The following is a 19,107-nucleotide window of genomic DNA, read 5'->3' as shown; positions in this document are numbered from 1 at the left end:
CCGGAGGTCTGAGGGGCCCGGGCACACGGCGGGGCCGGGCCCCAGGTGTCGTCAGGAGGACGGGGGCACGTCGATCCGGTCGATGTCCGGCGCGTAGCCCGAACCGCTGTCGAAGGTGATCGTGTTGGCGCCCGCCTTCAGCGTCACCGGCACGTGGACGCTGTCGACGGCGCCCCAGTCGCCGGTGGCGGGGAACTTGTGGCGGGCAGCGCCGCCGCCGTTGGCCGACACATCGGCCGAGCGGGCGTCACCGCTGATGTAGGCGACCTTGATCTGGTAGGTGCCGGGCTTGTCGACGACGATGCCGGTGAAGGTGAGCTTGCCGCCGAGGTAGAGGTTGCCGACCTTGCGACCGCCGGAGCAGGCGGAGCAGTCGGCGGCGGAGGCGTTGCCGGCGAGGACGTTGGCCGGGGCCTCGGCCTCGTGGGCGATCCGTTCGAGGGTGCTGCCGTGCGGGGTGACGGTGAACAGGCGGGAACCGTGGGCGGGCAGCGCCTGGGTGATCCGGTTCTGGTACGTGCCGAGGTTCTCGTGGTTCCACAGGTCGCGGACGGCCGCCTTGCCGGTGAATCCGAGCGTCGCCCAGTCGGCGCTCACCGAGGCCGGGGCGTCCGCCAGGTTGAACAGGGCGACGGTGTAGGCGCCGTCGGGGTTGCGCGCGGCCCAGACCTGCTGGGGGTCGGACGGGGTGATGGGGTGGGCGGGCGGCGCCTCGCCCTGGTTGACGGCGATGACCTCGCGGTTGGTCAGCAGGGACAGGCCGTAGGAGTCCAGGCGGGTGAGGTCGTCGCCGGTGTAGAGGGGGGACTTGGCGATGGCCCACAGGGTGGCGTGGGTCTGCCGCTCGGCCTTGGTCAGGCCGTCCATCTCGCCGTTGCCGACGTCGAGGGAGTCGAGGTCGTTCCAGCCGCCGGGGCCGGCGTGCCGGGTCCAGGCCGGGAGGTCGTCGAAGCGGTCGTCGACGGAGTTCTCCCAGGAGACCAGGGTGTTGCAGTAGCACTCGACGTCGGTGTCGATGCGCCAGCCGTTGGAGTGCTTCTTCCAGTCGGCGGCGTGTGCGATGTCGAGGGACCAGGACACCTCCAGGTGGATCGGGCGTCCGGTGGCGGCGATCGCCTTCTGCCAGGCGGCCACGTCGGCGACGTTGTCGTAGTTCTCGCCGCTCTTGAACGAGCCCGGGCCGACGCCGTCGAGCTTGAGGAAGTCGTAGCCCCAGTCCGCGAACAGCCGGGCCTGGGAGTCGATGTACTTCTGTGCGCAGGGGTCCGAGAAGTCGATCTTGTAGGCGCTGTCCCAGCCGTTGGTGGTGCGCAGGTCGTCGTAGACGACGTCGGCCGTGGTACAGCCGTCGGCGTTCCAGATCGGGGCGTCGCCGCCTGCGTACGCCTCTTTCTCCAGGCCGACCGGCAGGTAGATGCCGGCTTTGAGGCCCTTGGCGTGCACGTGGTCGGCGACAGCCTTCATGCCGCGGGGGAAGCGCTGCGGGTCGGCCTTCTGACGGGCGTACGGGTCGAACGCCGGCTTCCAGGCCTGGTCGCGCCACCAGCCGGCGTCGATGTTGACGTACGTGTAGCCGTACTTCTTCAGCTTCGCGGCCAGGGCGTCGGTCTGCTTCAGGACGTTCGCCTCGGTGAGGTAGCTGTAGTCGCCGTCGGGGTTGAGGCCCGGATACTTCGACGACTGCATGCTCCAGCTCGACCAGCCCATGTAGGGCTTCCCGGCGAGTCCGGGCGCGGTGGTCTCGGCGTGGGCGGCGGGGGCGGGGGCGAGGGTGGCGGGGGCGAGGGTGGCGGTGCCCGCGGCGAGCGCCAGGACGAGTACGGCTCTCAGGGCGCGTGCGGGCAGGACGGAGTGCGAGGGTGACCGCATGGGCCGTACCTCCTGGTGGGGGTGGTGTGGGTGGTGTGGGTGGTGGGGTCAGTTCGGGTCTGTGATGAAGGACTGGATGGCGGTGGCCGCGGCGCCGCGCGCCCATTCCTCGAAGGGCAGGGGGCGGGTCTGCAGGTCGCACTGCGCGGCCGAGCCGAACGCGGCCGCCGCGAAGGCGTTGCGGATCTGTTCGGCGAACAGGTCGTAGGCGGCCAGGCCCTCGCCGGAGATGACCACGCGCTGCGGGCCGAGCAGGTTGGCCACGGTGGCGATGCCGCGGCCGATCGCCTCCCCCGCGCTCGCGTACGCCGCGCGCGCCTCGGCGTCGCCGCCGTGGGCGAGGGCGACGGCCTCGCCGGTGTCGGTGACCTCGATCCCGGTCCGTTCACGGATCCGGGCGCGGATCGCGGGGTCCGCGGCGATCGCCTCGACGCAGCCGCGGTTGCCGCAGTGACACAGCGGACCGTTCGGATCGACGGTGACATGGCCGATCTCGCCGGCCACGCCGTGCGCCCCGGCGACCACCCGGCCGTGCACGACGAGGCCGCAGCCGACGCCGGCGCCGACGGTGACCACGGCGAAGTCCGACAGGCCCACTCCGGCGCCGAACCACTGCTCGGCGACGGTGAGCGCCCGTACGTCGTTGTCGACGGTGACCGGCAAGCCCGTGACGGTCGAGGCGAGTTCGGCGAGCGGAACGTCGCGCCACTCCAGGAACGGCGAGTAGCGCACCACGCCCTCGGCGCGGTCCACGTCGCCGGCGGTCGCGATGCCGAGACCCATGACGGTCACCCCGTATCCGTCCGCCTCGGTCAGCAGCTCCCTCACGAGCTCCGCGGTCGACGCCAGGACCGCTTGGGGGGCACGGTCGGTCAGCGGTACGTGCCGGGCGAGCAGGATCCGGCAGCACAGGTCCGTGAGCACCCCGATGATCTCGCCGCCGGTGAGTTTGAGCCCCAGGAACAGTGCGCGGCCGCCCTCGACCCGCACCAGGTTCGCGGGCCGCCCGAGCACCGGGCGGGCCTCCGTGTCGGCGTCCTCCACCAGATAGCCCGACTCGATCAGGGGCCGGACCGCCTTCGTGACGGCCGCCGCGGACAGACCGGCCCGCCGGGCCAACTCCAGTCGGGTGAGCGGGCCCTGGGAGAGGACGGTGGTGAAGATCTGCGAAGCGGCCGGCGTTCCGGCGGGGAACCTCTCGGCCGGATGCGCGGACGAGGGCGAGGACGGCGAGGACATGGCCGGGAACCTAGAGGCCTTATTTTCCACTGTCAATGAAAGAAGCAGGAATTGCCTGAAGACCGGCTGTGAGCCCTGGCCCCCTTCCGATTGCTCTCACGTCATGGGACATTGACGCAGAATCAGAGACGGTGGCGCCCGGGCTCATGCGGCGCGTCTTCTCGCCTCCGTCGCCCGTACCGGGACGGCCGTGGGGCGGGCGGCTGCGGCCGGAGTGCGGGCGAGGCGGGCCCGGTAGGTCGTCTTCGTCGGGTCTTTGACGGGCTCGCCGAGCGTGATCCGTCCCGCCGCGTACAGCTCGTCGCACTCGGCGGTCGACAGGGCGACGTAGCAGCCTCCCCGTCCGCCGTCGGCGTCCAACGGCCGCCAGTAGCCGTACACGCGGCGTCCGCCGGCGTACTCGGTCACGAACACGGGCGTGCGCGGATCGGAGACGATGCGCAGAACGTCGCGGACGTGCGGCCGGGCGGCGGTGGACGGCATCATGAAAAACCTTTCCTGGGCGGGGACATGAGACCGCCTACCCCGCGAAGCGGAAGTTGATCTCACGTGGGGCATCCTTCATCACACCACTGACAACGGGCTGCTCCCGGCCCCGGTCCACCTGCGGTCCACCTGCGGCGACGGCCCGATTCCAGGGCGGCGACGCACGAGTACGGCCAGCCGGGGCCCACGCTATCCAGTGCAACCGGGTTGAAGAACGAGCTGAGCGCCGGCCGGTGATCGCCCTGCCTCACGGGCCCACTTCTCGACGACGGGCACGCAGGCCTCGGCGAAGTGGTCGTAGTCCTCGGGGGTGTTGTAGACGTGGGCGGACAGCCGGAGATAGCCGAGCCCGTCGAAGCTGGTGAACGCGGCTTCCACGCCCAGCTCGGCGGTCGCGCGGTCGCGCAGGGCGTCCGCCGCGATCCGGCTCGTGCCCAGTCCCTCGGGCAGGCGGACCAGGCGCATGCCGGGGACGGGCATCCCGACGTCGACGGGGTCCGCCGGGGTCCCGTTCCGGCCGAAGGCGGCCGCGACGACGTGGGCGCCGTACTGCGCCAGCTCGTCCATGTACCGGCGGGCGGTGTCCCAGCCCCAGGTGTCGTCGATGAAGTCCAGCGCTGCCGGCGCGGCCAGGCAGCCCGTGGCGTCGAGCGTGCCCTGATGGTCGAAGCGGTCCGGGAAGGGTTCGGCGGCGCCCCAGGAGTCGATCAGCGGGTGCAGGTCGCCGCGCAGCGGGCCGCGGGCGACGAGCGCCGCCGTGCCGCGCGGGGCGCACCCCCACTTGTGGAGGTTGCCGACCCAGGCGTCGCAGACCAGACCGTCCAGCGGCGCGGCGAGCAGTCCGGGGGCGTGCGCGCCGTCGACGAGCAGGGTGACCCCGCGCCGTGCGGCTTCTGCGCCGACGCGTTCGACCGGCATCAGCCGTGCCGTCGCGGAGGTGATCTGGTCCAGGACGATGAGGGCGACGTCGTCGTCCACTTCCGCCATCACCGCCTGGTACGCCTGCTCGGCGTCGGCCGCCAGGGGGACCCGGGCGGTGCGCACGCTCCTCCCCCAGCGGTCTGCCAGCCGTTGTGCTCCCAGGGTGACGGCGCCGTAGCCGTGGTCGGTGACCACGATGTCCCCGCCGGGGCGGCCGGCCAGGGCGGCGAAGACGACGCTGGCCCCGGCACTGGCGTTCGGCACGACGGCCAGGTCCGTGACGTCGGTCTGCAGGTGACCGGCGAGGGCGGCGCGGGTGGCGGCGACCCGGCCGGGCAGCGACGGGAACCACACGACCGGGGCGCGTTCCATCTCGGCCCGCAGTGCGTTCTGCCGCTCCTGCGCCGCTCGCGGGACGGCGCCGAACGAGCCGTGGTTGAGATGCCGCAGCCGGGGGTCGAGCGTCCAGGCCGCCATCGCGGGCCGCCCGTCGGGCAGCGTCAACGGCCGGGGGACGGTGCCGACTTCGCCCTCGTTCATGGGACTCCGCGTGCTCAGGAGAAGAACGACCGCTGCGCGGGCAGGCCGGGGGTGAAGGAGGACGGGGCGCTCATGACCCGGTCCAGGTCTCTCTTGATGCGTTCGGCCTCGCCACGCACCTGGGCGGGCACGTCACCGCGTTCGGTGACGAGGCGATGGTAGATCGGAGTGTCGTCGAAGACGGGGATCACCGGGGCGCTCTGCTTTCATGGACGGTCGCTTCCGAGGCGTCGCCCGACGGCCGGAACAGCAGAACCGTTGACGGCGACAACGTCGTATTGTCCCCCATGAGTTCGGCGCGGTTGACCAGGGGACCCCGCTGACGCGCGAACGGTGACCGTGGACCGGCGATTCCCGTGCGTGTCGGGCCGTCGTATGCGAGCGCCGGCGTGGACTGCGTCGGCGCTCCTCTGCGTGAGCACCGGACCCGCGCGACACTGAAGCTGCGGATGATCCTCGGGGGCGCGCGGAGAGGAGCGCTGATGGTCAGGCGGCCGTCCCTCGCCGAATCCGTCGGGGCCGGCCGGCGTGCGGCGCGGGTCACGGTCGCCGCGGCGGCCGGGTTCTATCCGGCGGCGTACCTGCTGGACCAGTCGGTGACCGCGCTGTACGCCCTGTTCACACCGATCGCGTTCGGCGTCCTCTCACCGCTGCCGAGATCCGGGCGCCGGCGCGCCCTGACGGTGCTGTGCGCGCTGCCGGCCGCCGCGGTCCTGACCACTGTCGGCACCGTCCTCGCCGTGGAGACCTGGTCGGCCGTGGTCGGCACGCTGCTGGTCGGATTCGTGCTGGCCTTCGGCGCGGTGTGCGGCCCGCGGGCGGCCGGCGCCGCCCCGGGGCTGCAGTTGTTCTACATCCTCGCCTGCTTCCCGCCCTTCGCTCCGCAGAGCCTGCCGCAGCGGTTGACCGGGGTCGCCGTCGGCGGGGCGCTGCTCGTCCTGTGCGAGCTGGTGGTGCTCGCGGATCAGCCGGACCCGTCGTACCGGGACCGGATCGCCGAGGCTCTCGATCTCGCGGCCCGGTCCGCCCGCTCCCTGATCCGTACCGGGGCCCCGGAGCCCGGCCTGGCCGGGCGGCTGAGGGCGGCCGGCCGGGGTCTGCGTCTCTCGCACCAGCCGGCCGGCGCCCGACCGACCGGAGCGGGCCGGACGGACCGGGCGCTGGCCCAGGCGGGTTCCGCCACCCGGCGCCTCGTCGAGCAGCTGGCAGCTCTCACGGAGATGCCTCCCGCGCCCGCGGACCTGGCCTCGCAGGACCTGTTGCGCGGCATCGCGGCGGCGTGCGCGGAGACGGCCGGCGCGCTGCGCCGGACCCGCCGGGCGGCGGGGCCCGAGCTGATCGAGGAGATGATCGCCCAGTTCCAGGCCGGGCGCGACGCCACTGCGGCCGGGCGCACGCCCATGCCGCACCAGGTGCTGCTGCGGCAGTCGACGGTGCTGACGGTCGCGGTCTCGGCGGTGACGGTGCGCACGGCCGTCGCCCTGGCGTTCGGCGGCCGACGGCCGGTGCACGGCCTGCCCCGGGAGCAGTTCTGGTACGCCCGGACCCCGACGCTCCGGCTCTTCGCCATCCGCCTCGCGGGCAATCTCACGCCTCGCTCGGTCGTCTTCCAGAACGCGATGCGTTGCGCCCTCGGTCTGGCACTCGCCCGCCTGGTGGCGGGCTCGCTGGACCTGTCGCACGGCTTCTGGGTGCTGCTGGCGGTGCTGACCCTGGGGCGTACCACGGCGGGCGCCACCTGGTCCGCCGTCCGCGCGGCCGCCGTGGGCACCCTGGCCGGTGCGTTCGCCGCCGGGCTGCTCCTCATCGGAGCGGGCGGCGCCACCGTGGTGTACGCGTCCCTGCTGGTACCGGTGATGCTGCTCGCCTTCACCGTGGGGCCGTTGGAGGGGCCGGCCTGGGCGCAAGGGCTGTTCACCCTGGTCGTGTCCATGGCGTTCGCGCAGATCGCCCCCGTGACCTGGCGGCTGGCGGAGATGCGGGTCGTCGACGTGTTCACCGGGAGCGCGGTCGGGTTGCTGTGCGGCGTTCTCGCCTGGCCTTCCGGGGCCCGCGCCGAGACGCGGCGCAGTATGGCGGCCCTGCTGCGGGCGGCGGCGCCCGTGGTGCGGGCCACCACCAGCGTCGCCGCGTCCGGCGTCGAGCACACGGACGGCGCCGAAGACGCCGAGCAGGCGCTCCGGCTGACCCGGCACCGGCTTCGGATCGCGGAGGGCGCGTACGCGCAGTACCGCACGGAGCCGTCCGGCCCGGCGCCGGAGGCCGAACCCGACTACCTGGCCGTCCTCAACTTCGCCTCCCGGGTGCTGGTCGGCGCCCACTGGCTGCCCCGGACGGCCCGGACGCACGAGCTGCCTCCCGAGGCGCTGCGCTGGGTCCGCGACATCACCGAAGAAGTGGCGGCGGCCACGGTCCGTGCGGCCGGCTTCCCGCCGGGCGGCGTCCGTGCCGGGGTGACTCCGCTGCCGTCCCTCGCGTCGCGGTCCGCGCCACGGGTCCTGCCGCTCCTGGCCGACATGGAGGTGTGGCTCACCGCGCTGGCGGCAGACCTGCGCACCGGCACCAGCACCGGCACCGGCCACCGGACGACCCGGCCGGCCCCGGCTTGAGCAGCGGGGCCGGCCGGGGTCGGATCAGCGGGCGAGGAGTTCGAGGGTGTCGACCACGCGGTGGGAGAAGCCCCACTCGTTGTCGTACCAGGCGACGACCTTGACGCGGCGGCCGTCGACGCGGGTGAGCTCCGAGTCGAAGATCGACGAGGCCGGGTTGCCGACGATGTCGGACGACACCAGCGCGTCCTCGGAGTACTCCAGGATCCCGGCCAGCGAGCCCTCGGCGGCCGTGCGGTAGGCCGCCAGGACCTCCTCGCGGGTCACGTCACGCGCGACGCTCGTGTTGAGCTCGACGATCGAGCCCACCGGGATCGGCACCCGCAGCGAGTCGCCCGACAGCTTGCCGTCGAGGTTGGGCAGCACCCGGCCGATCGCCTTGGCCGCGCCGGTCGTGGTCGGCGCGATGTTGACGGCCGCGGCACGGGCCCGGCGGGCGTCGCGGTGCGGCCCGTCCTGCAGGTTCTGCTCCTGCGTGTAGGCGTGCACCGTGGTCATGAACCCGTGCTCGATGCCGGCCAGGTCGTCCAGGACGGCCGCCAGCGGGGCCAGCGCGTTGGTCGTGCACGAGGCGTTGGAGACGATCGTGTGCAGCTCGGGGTCGTAGGCATCGGTGTTGACGCCGTAGGCCAGGGTGACGTCGGCGCCGTCGGAGGGCGCGCTGACCAGCACCTTGCGCGCCCCGGCGTCGAGGTGGGCGCGGGCGGCCTTTGCGGAGGTGAAGCGGCCCGTGGCCTCCAGCACGAGGTTGACGCCGAGTTCGGCCCACGGCAGCTGCCCCGGTTCGCGCTCGGCGAGGACCTTGATGCGCCGGCCGTCCACGACGAGGGTGTCGCCGTCGACGGTGACCGGACGGCCCAGCCGGCCGGCCGTCGAGTCGAAGGCGAGCAGTCGCGCGAGCGCCGCGGGCTCCGTGAGGTCGTTGACGGCGACGATCTCCAGGGCGCTGTCGCGCTCCAGGAGGGCACGCAGCACATTGCGTCCGATACGACCGAAACCGTTGATGGCGATACGAGTCATGAATGGTGTCCCTTCGGTTCGGCACCAGCCTCGCGCGCGAGGGCCCGCCCACGACCGGGGCGTGAGCGCCAGGGTTCGCAAGGATCTCGCCAGGCGAAGCAGCCGGCCCGGTGCGCTTCCGGCTACTCGCCTCGGGTGAAGGTGCTCCGGTACTCGCTCGGCGTGGTGCCGAGGATCTGCTGGAAGTGCGCCCGCAGGTTCGCCCCCGTGCCGAGGCCGACGTCGTTCGCGATCTGCTCGACGCTGCGCTCGGAGCGTTCCAGCAGCTCGCGGGCCATGTCGATGCGGGCGCGCATCACCCACTGCATCGGCGTGTATCCGGTGTCCTCGACGAAGCGCCGCGAGAAGGTGCGCTCCGAGACCGCCGCGTGCCGGGCCAGCGTCTCCAGTGTGAGGGGTTCGCCGAGCCGGTGCAGCGCCCACTCGCGGGTGGCGGCGAACCGTTCGCCCAGCGGTTCGGGCACGCTGCGCGGCACGTACTGCGCCTGGCCGCCGCTGCGGTAGGGGGCGGCGACCAGGCGGCGGGCCGCATGGTTGGAGGCGGCCACCCCGAGGTCGCGGCGCAGGATGTGCAGACACAGGTCGATGCCGGAGGCGGCGCCGGCCGATGTCAGCACACTGCCCTCGTCGACGAACAGGACGTTCTCGTCGACCTTCACCTGCGGGTGCTTCGCCGCCAGCGCCCGCGTGTAGTGCCAGTGCGTCGTGGCCCGTCGGCCGTCGAGCAAGCCGGTGGCGGCGAGCGCGAAGGCCCCCGTCGAGATGGCGGCCAGCCGCGCGCCCCGGGCGTGGGCGGCGAGCAGCGCGCCGACGACGGCCTGCGGCGGGTCGTCGCGATCGGGCAGCCGATAGCCGGGGATGAAGACGACGTCGGCCCAGTCGAGCGCGTCCAGACCGTGGGCCACGTGGTACGACAGGCCGTCTCCGCCCGTCACCAGGCCGGGCGCCGCGCCGCACACCCGCACCTCGTAGGGCATGCTCGCGCGGGTCGTGAACACCTGCGCGGGGATGCCGACATCGAGGGGTTTGGCGCCGGCCAGCACCAGGACGGCGACGCGTTGGAGGCGGGAGGACGACATCCGGAACAGGGTACGGGGGTGCGAACCGCGACCGACACACCGTCCCGCACGGGCAAGGGCACGGACATCGGTATGGGCACCGGTATGGGCACGGACATCGACACAGCCATTGGTATGGACCTGACACCCTGGGCGGGCTAGGCTCTGCCGCGCCACACCTGAGAGCGCTCTCACCCATCCGCTGTTCCACCCCCACGCACTGGAACGTCGAAGGGCAACTCCCATGAGACGCACAAGGCTCAAGCACGTCTGCCTGGCCGCATTACTGACGCTCGCCGGCCTCGGCGGCGCGGGCACGCTCCCCGCCGCGGCGAGCGGCAGCGAGGCCACAGCCACCCCCGCTTCCGCTGCACGTACCGCCCCCGCCGCCGCGCTGCTCGACGCCATGCAGCAGGACTTCGGACTGACCGAGGAACAGGCCGCCGCACGGCTGGACGCCGAGCGGGCCGCCACCGCACTCGAACCGAAGGCCCGCCGCACGGCGGGCGCCGCGTACGCGGGGTCCTGGTTCGAGGCCGCCGACGGTCGTCTGACGGTCGCCGTCACCTCGCAGGCCTCGCAGTCGACCCGCGCGACGCTGCGCGCCGAGGGGGCCGGTGTCCGCGTCGTCGAGCACAGCGCACGGGCCCTGGACACGGCGAAGTCACGCATCGACCGGCTCTTTGCCCCCTCCGGGGTGGGGAGTTGGCACGTCGACCCGGTGGCGAACGCCGTCGTGGTCACCGTCGTCGGCGACAGGCGCTCCGACGACGATGTCCAGCGGTTCCTGGCGCAGGCCCGCACCGCCGGTCCCGTCACCGTCGAGACGGTCCCCTCGGCCCCGCGCACGTTCGCGGCGGGCACGGTGGGAGGCGACCCCTACTACACGGGCAACGTGCGCTGTTCCATCGGCTTCTCGGTGTACGGCGGGTTCGTCACCGCCGGCCACTGCGGCCGGGCCGGCGCGGGCGTCTCGGGCTGGGACGGCTCCTATGTCGGCGCCTTCCAGGGCTCCTCGTTCCCCGACAACGACTACGCCTGGGTGAGCGTGGGCAGCGGCTGGTGGACCGTTCCGGTCGTGCTCGGCTGGGGCACGGTCTCCGACCAGCTGGTGCGCGGCTCGGCCGAGGCCCCCGTGGGCGCCTCCGTCTGCCGGTCCGGGTCGACCACGCACTGGCACTGCGGGACCGTGCTGGCGACGAACGAGACGGTCAACTACAGCGAGGGCGCGGTGCACCAGATGACGAAGACGAACGTCTGCGCCGAAGGGGGCGACTCCGGCGGCTCGTTCATCAGCGGCGACCAGGCGCAGGGCGTCACCTCCGGCGGCTGGGGCAACTGCTCCTCCGGCGGCGAGACCTGGTTCCAGCCGGTGAACGAGATCCTCAACCGCTACGGGCTCACCCTGCACACGTACTGAGCGTCTTCCCTCGCGTGAGGGTGGCCCTCTGTCAGGGAGGGCCACCCTCGCCTTCGTCGGCGCCGCGGGGACGTCCAGTGAGGAGAGACGGAGACGGTCGATTCGGGAACGCGACCGGACGGCACGTGCACGCCGTCGCCGAACACGTTGGCTCCCGGCTCTGGCCCCCGCGACCAACCCGGCGGTATACAAGCTCAGTTGAACGGAACGACGACCGACGGAACGACGGCCGGACGGGACGGCGTCATCGGTGGGCGTGGGCTTCAAGGGGGAGGAACGCGATGCAGCGCGACATACGCACGGGGAGACAGGCCGGTCGTCGCCGAAAGAAGGTCACTTTCCTGGCCGCGCTGGGGGGTTGTGCCCTGGTCGCCGCCTCGACCGCGCCCGCCGCGGCACACGGCGGCGGAAGCGGCGGAAGCCGGTACGTGGCGCTCGGCGACTCCTACACCTCCGGCCCCTTCATCCCTCGGCAGGTCGACGCCAACTGCGCCCGCTCGGACCACAACTACCCGTCGCTCGTGGCCGGACAACTGCGGGCGAGCCTGTTCAAGGACGTCAGCTGCGGCGGTGCGACGACCGAGAACATGTGGAAGCCGCAGGGGACCAACGGCCCCCAGCTCGACGCGCTGAGCCGGAACAGCAGCCTCGTGACCGTCCAGATCGGCGGCAACGACTTCGGCTTCGGCTCCATCATCGGCACCTGCGCCCGACTGGCCCCGCAGGATCCGATCGGCAATCCGTGCCAGCGCCACTACGGCGCCTCGGGCGTCGACCAGCTCACGATCGAGATCGCCAGGACCGCGCCCAAGGTCGCACGGGTGCTCGAAGCCGTACACGACAGGGCCCCCCGCGCCCGGGTCCTCTTCGTCGGCTACCCCGACCTCCTGCCCGACGACGGCAGCGGCTGTGCGCCTTCCGTGCCGTTCGCGACACGGGACTTTCCCTACCTCCGGGACACCGCCAAGCGCCTCAACCTGATGCTGCGTCTGGTGGCCCGCTGGAACCACGCCGAGTACGTCGACACCTACGGTCCGACCATCGGCCACGACATGTGCAAGCCCCCGGCCGAACGGTGGATCGAGCCGTTGCAGCCCGCCTCGCAGGCCGCTCCGGCCCACCCCAACGCCAAGGGCGAGGAAGCGATGGCACGTGCGGTGCTGGCGCGTCTGACGCCCGGTCGGCACGGCCGCTGACCCCGGCCTCCTCGGCAGGTGGGCCTTCGGACGGGCGACCGTGCACCTGGAGGTGCCCGTTCGGTCCTTCCCCGGTCGGCCCCCGCCTCGGTAGAGAAGGAGGACCGAGGAAAGGTCCGCCATGCGTGCGAAGGAACAGCCCGAGAAGGACGTCGGCCCACGGCGCGTGCCGAACCCGCCGGGACAGGCAGCCGCGGTGGTGCAGCCCGCCGCCGCACCCATGTCCCCGGCGGCGCTCGCGTCCTTGCAACGCACCGCCGGGAACGCGGTGGCGGCACGGATGGTCGAGGAGCGACGGGGCGACGCCGGCGCGGACGCCGGGCACGAGCAGGCTGTGCAACGGTCCGCGGTGCACGACGTGCTGCGCTCGGCCGGCCGGCCGCTGGACGAGCCGCTGCGCGCCGAGATGGAAGCGCGGCTGGGCAGCGACTTCTCCGACGTACGCCTGCACACCGGTGCCGCCGCGCAGCGTTCCGCGGCCTCGGTGGGCGCCCGCGCCTTCACCTCCGGCAACCATGTGGTCATCGGCGACGGCGGGAGCGACAAGCACACCCTGGCGCATGAGCTGACCCATGTCATCCAACAGCGGCAGGGCCCGGTCGCGGGGACGGACGACGGCACTGGGTTGAGCATCTCGGACCCGTCGGACCGCTTCGAGCGCGAGGCGGAGGCCCGTGCGACCGAAGTCATGCGCGCGGAAGTCGCGGACACCGCGCACACTCCTGCCTCCGCGCCTGCCTCCGCGCCGGGAGGAGCCGCGGGCGGGACGCCGTTCGCGCCGGTCCAGCGCATGCGGTCGGCCACCCAGGCGCATCTCAATCTCCCTTTCCACAACGCCGAGTTGGAGGAGACGGGGCAGCACCGGATGGGCGTGCACGGCCGTTTCCTCACGCCCACGCCCGAACTGACGGAGGAACAGCAGCAGGACGGGCGGCCGCGCCGGAAGATCACCCAGGATCAGGCGAAGCAGTACAAGCGGATACAGCAGGACGTGATCGCGAAGGAGGAGGAACACGGTGGCGACCACTACCCGTTCTTCCACGCCCAGGACCCCCGCATCCGGGTGGCCCAGGACGTCTACAAGCGGGTCTACTCCCGTCATCACCGCGAGGAAGTGCCGGACGACTTCCACTTCCTGAGGTACCCGGGGCCGAAGGACACCGACTATTCGCAGTACGAGAACATCTCGCAGTTCTTCGACGCGGACATGAAACAGAACGGGTTGATCGACGACAACATCACCCCCACCAAGTCCAACATCATTTCTGCCAACCTGTCCCTGCACGGCGGCCTGAACCACCCGGGCGAGGAAACCTTCCACTACTTCCAGATCGGCAAGGGGCAGACCGAAATCCCCGTGGCAGCGTTCATCAAGGACTTCCTGACCAAGTTCGGCCTGGACACCGGCGGAGTGGAGGAACTCTACGAAGAGGCCGAGAAACTCAACGACACGGCGGAAGGCAGCCTCTTCCAGATCCTCGTGCCCAAGAACCTGGCCGACGACGTGGCCTACCTCGCCCATCCGCACGGTCTGCCGCATGACGACGACCTGCTCGACGACCTCCACACACTGGGCCCCATCCGCTACAACAAGCCTACGGCCGCCTCACTGGAGCAGCCCGAGAGCGAGAGGTCCAGGCTTCCCGTCGCCAATGAGCGCGAGAAGATGAACGACGAGATCACCAGAAACCTCGACGCCGTCCGCGCGGTGTGGAACACCGACGTCCAGGAACCGTCACCGGTTCCGGGCAGCGGCGTCCTCCCGCCCGGCCCCGGCATCACCGCGGAACAGGTGAAGGCCGCTCGTCCGCACCTCGATGCGCGTGCGGAGCAGCAACAGCAGTGGCATCTCAAGCAGCAGGCCACCGCCCTCCACAACAGAACGCTTGAACGGTTCCACCAGGGCGCCTACGCACCGACCACTCACCTCGACGACTATGTCAACCATCCGGAGAAGCTGAGCCACCCGGAACTCGCGCGGCAGCGCGAGCTCGTCGAAAAGAACCCCGACCATTTCCAGGGGCAGGGAAAGAAGAGCCGCCACGAGATGATGCGGGTGGCGAACCGGCAGAACTTCATGCAGGCCCGCGTGCTCCTGTCGAAGAACTTCATGCTGAACCCCAAGAGCGGCATCAAGATCGTCCGGCACACCACCATGGACCCGGAGAACGCCAGGAAATACGAGACGCTTCTCGACAAGTACGTCGAGAAACTCTTCGCCGAGCAGGCCTCCAAGCAGTAGCCAGGGGGAACCGGACGAGGAGGTCGTACGGCCGGCCGGTTCCCCAGGCCCAGGCCCAGGCCTGGGCCTGGGCCTGGGCCTGGGCCAAGGCGTGGTACCACTGGTACCGTGGGCGGCATGTCGGAGCCCAAAGCGATGAATCTGCGTTTCCCGGACCCTGAGCAGCGGGCCGCCATTGCCGCCGCCGCGAAGCAGGAGGGGGTCAGTCTGCAGGAGTACATCCTCTCGGCCGCCTACGCCCGTGCGACCGCCGTCGAAGCGCGGTTCCTGGAGGGCTTCAAGGAGTCCATGGCCCACAGCGGTGCGGCGTTCGCGGCCGAAGCGGGCGCCGCGGCCCCCCGCGCAGAGGAGCGTGCGGCCGAGCGGGAAGCGCGGCGGGAGCTCGAGCAGCAGGAGCGAGGGCACGCGGCGTGACCCAGCAGGAACACCCGCTGGACGTCACGTTTCTGCTGCACGCCGCCGAGCTGCTCGACGGTGATCCGCAGGTCGACGACTACGGGCCGCTGTACGCCGCGGTCGCGCGGGTCACCGCCCGGGCGCTGGACCACGACATCTACGGCTCGCTGCACCTCAAGGCCGGCGCCCTGCTGCAGACCCTGGCGAAGCTGCCGTGCCTGGAGCACTCGAACGAAGCCTTCGCCTGGCACGCCACCGAGGCCTACCTGATCCTCAACGCGCGCAGCCTCGACTACCCGCCCAAGGCGGCCGTCGCGCTCGTGCGCGACGCCGCATCCGGAGCTCTCGGCGTCGCCCGGATCGCCCGCCAACTGCGGGACTGGTCCGTCGCCTGATCCCTCACGGAGCGACCCGCCGCGGGCACGTGGGGCCTCGCCCGGGTCGCGGGCGGAGGGTTACTGTCGCCGGCATGGACCGTGAGCACCGAGGATGGCTCCCCTGTCTGCTCGCCGGAGCCGTGTTCGCCGTGTGCATGGCGGGCACCACGCTGCCGACCCCTCTGTACGGCCTCTACCAGGACAAGTTCGGCTTCTCCGAACTGACGGTCACCGTGGTGTACGCGGTGTACGCCTTCGGTGTGATCGGCGTGCTGCTGGTGGCGGGCAACGCCTCGGACACCGTGGGCAGACGACCGGTGCTGCTGTGGGGCCTGGGATGCGCGGCGGCCAGCGCCGTCTGCTTCCTGGGCGCCACCGGGCTGGGCTGGCTGTACGCGGGACGGCTGCTGTCGGGACTGTCCGCCGGTCTGTTCACCGGAGCCGCCACGGCCTACGTGATGGACCTGGCTCCGGCCGGCGGCGCCTCCCGGGCCACGTTCGTGGCGACGGCCGCCAACATGGGCGGCCTGGGCTGCGGACCGCTGCTCGCCGGGGTCCTCGCGCAGTACGCGGCCTGGCCGCTGTACCTGCCGTTCGCCGTGCACCTCGCCCTGGTCGCCTGCTCGGCCGCGGTCGTGGCAGGGCTTCCGGAGACCGTGCGGGACCGGAGGCCGCCGAGCACCGTACGGCCCCAGCGGCCCGCCCTGCCCCCACAGGTGCGGGCGGTGTTCGGGCCGGCGGCGATCGCGTCGTTCGTGGGGTTCGCGCTGTTCGGGGTGTTCACCTCCGTCAGCCCCGCCTTCCTCGCGCGCTCCCTCGACGTGAGCAACCACGCCGTGAGCGGTCTGATCGTCGCGTTGGCCTTCTTCGCCTCGACCGCCGGGCAGTTGGCCGTGGGCCGGGTCGGGGTCGGACGATCGTTGCCTCTGGGGTGCGCCGCGCTCCTGGCCGGGCTGGCGCTGCTCGCGGGCGCGCTGCAATGGGAGGTGCTGTCGCTGGTGGTGCTGAGCGCGCTCGTCGGCGGGGCCGGGCAGGGGCTCGCCTTCCGCGGTGCGCTGTCGGCGGTGGCCGAGGCGTCTCCCGCGGACCGGCGCGCTGCGGTGATCTCGACGCTCTTCGTGGTGGCCTACGCGGGCATCTCGGCGCCGGTGATCGGTGTGGGCGTCCTGACGGGCCCGATCGGCCTGGAGGGTGCGGGGCTGGTGTTCATCGCGTGCATGGCCGTCCTCGTCTCGTCCGCGGCCGCCTATCTGCTCCGGCGGCCGGTGCCGGCGAGGACCTGACACATCTGGAGACCCGGCCGCCACACGCTTGGCTGCGGCCGTACGAGTGGGGGTCGATCCGACGGCGAAGCGACACGGGGCCGACCCGCGTTGTGCAGAGCTCATCCGTCTTCACCGGAAAGGTCCTTCCATGCGACGTACCGCCCTCTTCGCCGTCTGTGCCCTGGTCAGCGCGGCGGCCATGGGATTCTTCACCACCAGCGCCCTTCGCAGCCGCTGACTCACGGGGCCGGACGACGTCTCCCCGTCTCCCCTGCCCCTCACGAATGCCCCTCACGAACAACCCCGTCCGGGGCGGCGCCGTGGCCGTCCCGGACGGGCGAGGTGGAGGGGCCCGCTCCTCCCGCGCCGAGTCGGCTCCGCTGGCGCGACGGCGCTGTCAGTGGTCCCGGCTACGGTGGCGTCGTGGACAGAGAACAGCTGGTCGAAGCGCTCACCGGTGGCTGGGAAGACACCCGGGCGGCCCGCGACGCCCTCGTGGAGCGAGGCGCCGAGGTGGTGTTCCCGCTGCTGGAGGTGCTCTGCGACGAGCAGTCGCCCGTCAACTGGGATTCCCCCGGGGAGATGTTGAGCCGCATCGGCGAGCCCGCGCTCGTCCCGCTCGTCGACGCCGTCGCCTCGGCGGCTTCGCCCGAAGTGGAGCGCAGGGCCGGTTGGGCACTGGGGTCCCTTCAGGTCGAGGACATGACGGTCTTCCTGCCCTTGCTGGAGCATCCGCACCCCCGCGTCCGGGTGAGCGCGCTCTCCGCCTTTCAGACCCGGGCGGAGGCAGCGTTGCCGTTCACCGAGCGGCTGTTGCCGTCCCTGGGCGACCCTGTGGAGGAGGTCCGGCGGCGCGCCCTGGCTGTGTTCACGGCCCTGGGCGCCGACGCGGTCGCCACCCTGCGGCGGATACGCCGGGCGCCCGCGCGCGGGCCGTGGCTGCGGGCGGGGGCGTTGGAAGCACTCGCCGCCATCGGCGGGCCGGACGCCCTGGACTGCGAAGACCTGGACGCACTGCGCCGGTTGACGCGGATCAAGCAGCACGCGGAGGCGCCCGAGGGCATGCACGTGTGCGGATCCTGGTATGCGGTGCCGTGCGCCGATCCACAGGCGGTGTGGGACGCCTTCGATCTGGGCGACGCCCAGCCGGTCACCCTGCGCACCGGCGCGGCCGCCTGGAACCACGACCGCCACAACTGGCGCCGGGCCCACGGACACGAAGCCTGTGCCCGGGCGTTCGTCAGCCCGGTGCTGGACGGCTGGACCCTGGTCTTCGGCCAGCCCTCCCAGGACGCCCACCGCATCGAGGAGGCCGACGATGCCTGTCGCGACGAGGTCATGGCGGGTGTGGTGCGCGAGCGGTGTGCCGAACTCAGCGACCGGTTCGGGGCGGCCCAGTGGTACGGGATGAGCTGCGGGGACGGCTGGACCGCCTGGTGCATCGCCGAGGGCGGTGAAGTGCTGCGCTTCTACGATGCGTTCAGCGCCGAAGAAGTCGGCGACGAAGAAGGAGACCGGCAACCGGGACACCCCGCCGAAGCCGGGTACCTGCTGCCGCATCAGAGAGGCTCCTTCCCCGACGACCTCTTCGACGGGGTGGACCCTTCGGACGTCGAAGCGCTCGGCGCCAGATACCGCCAGGTGAAAGAGGAACTCGGCATCCCCGACACCTGTTACGCCGTCGACGTCGCCGCCCGGCTGTCGGTCGATCCCGGCTCCCTCGGCCCCGGGACGGCAGTCGCCGGGCACGGCGTACTCGCTCTCACCGCATGCGGCCGGGAACACGGCCACCCGGCCGGCGCACTGCCGATCTGACGCAGAGGCCAAGGACCTCCAGCGTGATCGAGGCGAGCGGGGTGACCCCAGCGCGACCGGGGTCACCCGCGCGCCCGCTCGTCACTCCGGCTGAGTCACCGTCAGCGCCCATCGGACGGACTCCGACGAAGCGTCCACGCCGATGGTGAAGGAGCCCGGTCGGACCACGCCGGCGGGCATGGTCGCCGAGCCCACTCCGGCGCTCCCCGCCGGGCAGTCGACCGAGAAGTCGGCAACCTCCGCCTCCTGCGACTGCATGGTGACACGCACGCTGCCGTCGCCCTCGCACGCCACCGTGAGGACGGTCGGCAGGCCGTCCCAGGCACCACCCGACGCGACGCCGCCGTCGCCCATCCGTTCCTCCACCCACACCAGGCCGTCCGGGCCGGGGTGGGGCAGCAGGGGGCCGTCGGCTGCGGCGGCGGGCCCCGCCCCGACGCCCGCCAACGCACAGGCGGCCAGCGCTGTCACGGTCAGCGTTCTGCTCGTTCGACTCACGTTCGCTCCTCGGTGATCCGTCATGGGCCCCCCGAGTCTGCCGGGTTGATCGCTCCCGCTGCTGAGTACGCGTACTCAGCGACGATCAGGTTGGCCGAAACCTGCACCCGCCGAACGGGCCGACCGGTCGGCAGTCCCAAGCACGCCTTGGTGAGC

At 72.1% G+C, this 19,107-nt stretch carries 17 protein-coding genes; 9 read left to right on the top strand and 8 right to left on the bottom strand.

Annotated features, from left to right (window positions below; genetic code table 11):
• Positions 1-51: 51 nt before the first annotated feature.
• The 5 genes from ACIBAF_RS16635 to ACIBAF_RS16615 all read right to left on the bottom strand — a co-directional run bounded on the left by ACIBAF_RS16635 (position 52) and on the right by ACIBAF_RS16615 (position 5,246).
• On the bottom strand, positions 52-1,869 hold the full coding sequence (locus ACIBAF_RS16635; protein WP_399463935.1) for an alpha-galactosidase D: 1,818 nt from the start codon (positions 1,867-1,869) through the stop codon (positions 52-54).
• A gap of 48 nt (positions 1,870-1,917) precedes the next feature.
• The gene (locus ACIBAF_RS16630; RefSeq protein ID WP_399463934.1) at positions 1,918-3,108 is read right to left on the bottom strand and encodes an ROK family protein; all 1,191 of its coding nucleotides are present in this window, start codon (positions 3,106-3,108) and stop codon (positions 1,918-1,920) included.
• Between the two features lie 144 nt (positions 3,109-3,252).
• Complete coding sequence (locus ACIBAF_RS16625) at positions 3,253-3,594, bottom strand: hypothetical protein (RefSeq protein WP_399463933.1); 342 nt, start codon at positions 3,592-3,594, stop codon at positions 3,253-3,255.
• 189 nt (positions 3,595-3,783) lie between these two features.
• Positions 3,784-5,055, bottom strand: a complete 1,272-nt coding sequence (locus ACIBAF_RS16620; protein ID WP_399463932.1) for an aminotransferase class V-fold PLP-dependent enzyme — start codon at positions 5,053-5,055, stop codon at positions 3,784-3,786.
• Positions 5,056-5,069: 14 nt separating this feature from the next.
• Entirely contained in the window at positions 5,070-5,246 is a 177-nt protein-coding gene (locus ACIBAF_RS16615) for a hypothetical protein (protein ID WP_173877633.1), read from the bottom strand.
• A 291-nt stretch (positions 5,247-5,537) separates the two neighbouring features.
• On the opposite strand from ACIBAF_RS16615, the gene ACIBAF_RS16610 reads away from it, so the two are divergent.
• Positions 5,538-7,664, top strand: a complete 2,127-nt coding sequence (locus ACIBAF_RS16610; protein WP_399463931.1) for an FUSC family protein — start codon at positions 5,538-5,540, stop codon at positions 7,662-7,664.
• Between the two features lie 24 nt (positions 7,665-7,688).
• Here the strand turns inward: ACIBAF_RS16610 and gap are convergent, their stop codons facing one another.
• Entirely contained in the window at positions 7,689-8,684 is a 996-nt protein-coding gene (gene gap, locus ACIBAF_RS16605; protein WP_399463930.1) for a type I glyceraldehyde-3-phosphate dehydrogenase, read from the bottom strand.
• A 122-nt stretch (positions 8,685-8,806) separates the two neighbouring features.
• Entirely contained in the window at positions 8,807-9,763 is a 957-nt protein-coding gene (locus ACIBAF_RS16600; protein WP_399463929.1) for a GlxA family transcriptional regulator, read from the bottom strand.
• 18 nt (positions 9,764-9,781) lie between these two features.
• Here ACIBAF_RS16600 and ACIBAF_RS16595 point away from each other — a divergent pair, with 18 nt between their 5' ends.
• The 8 genes from ACIBAF_RS16595 to ACIBAF_RS16560 all read left to right on the top strand — a co-directional run bounded on the left by ACIBAF_RS16595 (position 9,782) and on the right by ACIBAF_RS16560 (position 18,453).
• The gene (locus tag ACIBAF_RS16595; protein WP_399463928.1) at positions 9,782-9,904 is read left to right on the top strand and encodes a hypothetical protein; all 123 of its coding nucleotides are present in this window, start codon (positions 9,782-9,784) and stop codon (positions 9,902-9,904) included.
• A gap of 82 nt (positions 9,905-9,986) precedes the next feature.
• On the top strand, positions 9,987-11,162 hold the full coding sequence (locus tag ACIBAF_RS16590; RefSeq protein WP_399463927.1) for a S1 family peptidase: 1,176 nt from the start codon (positions 9,987-9,989) through the stop codon (positions 11,160-11,162).
• Between the two features lie 281 nt (positions 11,163-11,443).
• Positions 11,444-12,358, top strand: a complete 915-nt coding sequence (locus tag ACIBAF_RS16585) for an SGNH/GDSL hydrolase family protein (protein ID WP_399463926.1) — start codon at positions 11,444-11,446, stop codon at positions 12,356-12,358.
• Between the two features lie 121 nt (positions 12,359-12,479).
• Positions 12,480-14,600, top strand: coding sequence for a DUF4157 domain-containing protein (locus tag ACIBAF_RS16580; protein WP_399463925.1), 2,121 nt, complete (start codon positions 12,480-12,482; stop codon positions 14,598-14,600).
• Positions 14,601-14,717: 117 nt separating this feature from the next.
• Positions 14,718-15,014: a DUF1778 domain-containing protein gene (locus tag ACIBAF_RS16575; RefSeq protein ID WP_399463924.1), complete on the top strand. Its 297-nt coding sequence runs from the start codon at positions 14,718-14,720 to the stop codon at positions 15,012-15,014.
• Positions 15,011-15,391, top strand: a complete 381-nt coding sequence (locus ACIBAF_RS16570) for a fic family toxin-antitoxin system, toxin component (RefSeq protein WP_399463923.1) — start codon at positions 15,011-15,013, stop codon at positions 15,389-15,391. Before ACIBAF_RS16575 ends, ACIBAF_RS16570 begins: the two co-directional genes overlap by 4 nt.
• A 74-nt stretch (positions 15,392-15,465) precedes the next feature.
• Positions 15,466-16,656, top strand: coding sequence for an MFS transporter (locus ACIBAF_RS16565; protein ID WP_399463922.1), 1,191 nt, complete (start codon positions 15,466-15,468; stop codon positions 16,654-16,656).
• Between the two features lie 405 nt (positions 16,657-17,061).
• Positions 17,062-18,453 carry a HEAT repeat domain-containing protein gene (locus ACIBAF_RS16560; protein WP_399463921.1) on the top strand — a complete coding sequence of 464 codons (1,392 nt, stop codon included), beginning with the start codon at positions 17,062-17,064 and terminating at the stop codon, positions 18,451-18,453.
• A gap of 81 nt (positions 18,454-18,534) precedes the next feature.
• Here the strand turns inward: ACIBAF_RS16560 and ACIBAF_RS16555 are convergent, their stop codons facing one another.
• Positions 18,535-18,951, bottom strand: a complete 417-nt coding sequence (locus ACIBAF_RS16555; RefSeq protein WP_399463920.1) for a hypothetical protein — start codon at positions 18,949-18,951, stop codon at positions 18,535-18,537.
• Positions 18,952-19,107 lie beyond the last annotated feature (156 nt).

This window comes from Streptomyces sp. NPDC051677 (assembly GCF_044453465.1).
GTDB lineage: Bacteria > Actinomycetota > Actinomycetes > Streptomycetales > Streptomycetaceae > Streptomyces.
Note: the sequence above shows the minus strand (reverse complement) of the source record. Positions and strands in the feature narration are given on the sequence as shown.

Bases quoted from the DNA above. Each gene is read 5' to 3' on its own strand.
- ACIBAF_RS16565 (WP_399463922.1), top strand. From the start codon at position 15,466: ATGGACCGTGAGCACCGAGGATGGCTCCCCTGTCTGCTCGCCGGAGCC.
- ACIBAF_RS16590 (WP_399463927.1), top strand. From the start codon at position 9,987: ATGAGACGCACAAGGCTCAAGCACGTCTGCCTGGCCGCATTACTGACG.
- ACIBAF_RS16580 (WP_399463925.1), top strand. From the start codon at position 12,480: ATGCGTGCGAAGGAACAGCCCGAGAAGGACGTCGGCCCACGGCGCGTG.
- ACIBAF_RS16585 (WP_399463926.1), top strand. From the start codon at position 11,444: ATGCAGCGCGACATACGCACGGGGAGACAGGCCGGTCGTCGCCGAAAG.
- ACIBAF_RS16610 (WP_399463931.1), top strand. From the start codon at position 5,538: ATGGTCAGGCGGCCGTCCCTCGCCGAATCCGTCGGGGCCGGCCGGCGT.
- ACIBAF_RS16625 (WP_399463933.1), bottom strand. From the start codon at position 3,594: ATGATGCCGTCCACCGCCGCCCGGCCGCACGTCCGCGACGTTCTGCGC.
- ACIBAF_RS16620 (WP_399463932.1), bottom strand. From the start codon at position 5,055: ATGAACGAGGGCGAAGTCGGCACCGTCCCCCGGCCGTTGACGCTGCCC.
- gap (WP_399463930.1), bottom strand. From the start codon at position 8,684: ATGACTCGTATCGCCATCAACGGTTTCGGTCGTATCGGACGCAATGTG.
- ACIBAF_RS16600 (WP_399463929.1), bottom strand. From the start codon at position 9,763: ATGTCGTCCTCCCGCCTCCAACGCGTCGCCGTCCTGGTGCTGGCCGGC.
- ACIBAF_RS16575 (WP_399463924.1), top strand. From the start codon at position 14,718: ATGTCGGAGCCCAAAGCGATGAATCTGCGTTTCCCGGACCCTGAGCAG.
- ACIBAF_RS16630 (WP_399463934.1), bottom strand. From the start codon at position 3,108: ATGTCCTCGCCGTCCTCGCCCTCGTCCGCGCATCCGGCCGAGAGGTTC.
- ACIBAF_RS16635 (WP_399463935.1), bottom strand. From the start codon at position 1,869: ATGCGGTCACCCTCGCACTCCGTCCTGCCCGCACGCGCCCTGAGAGCC.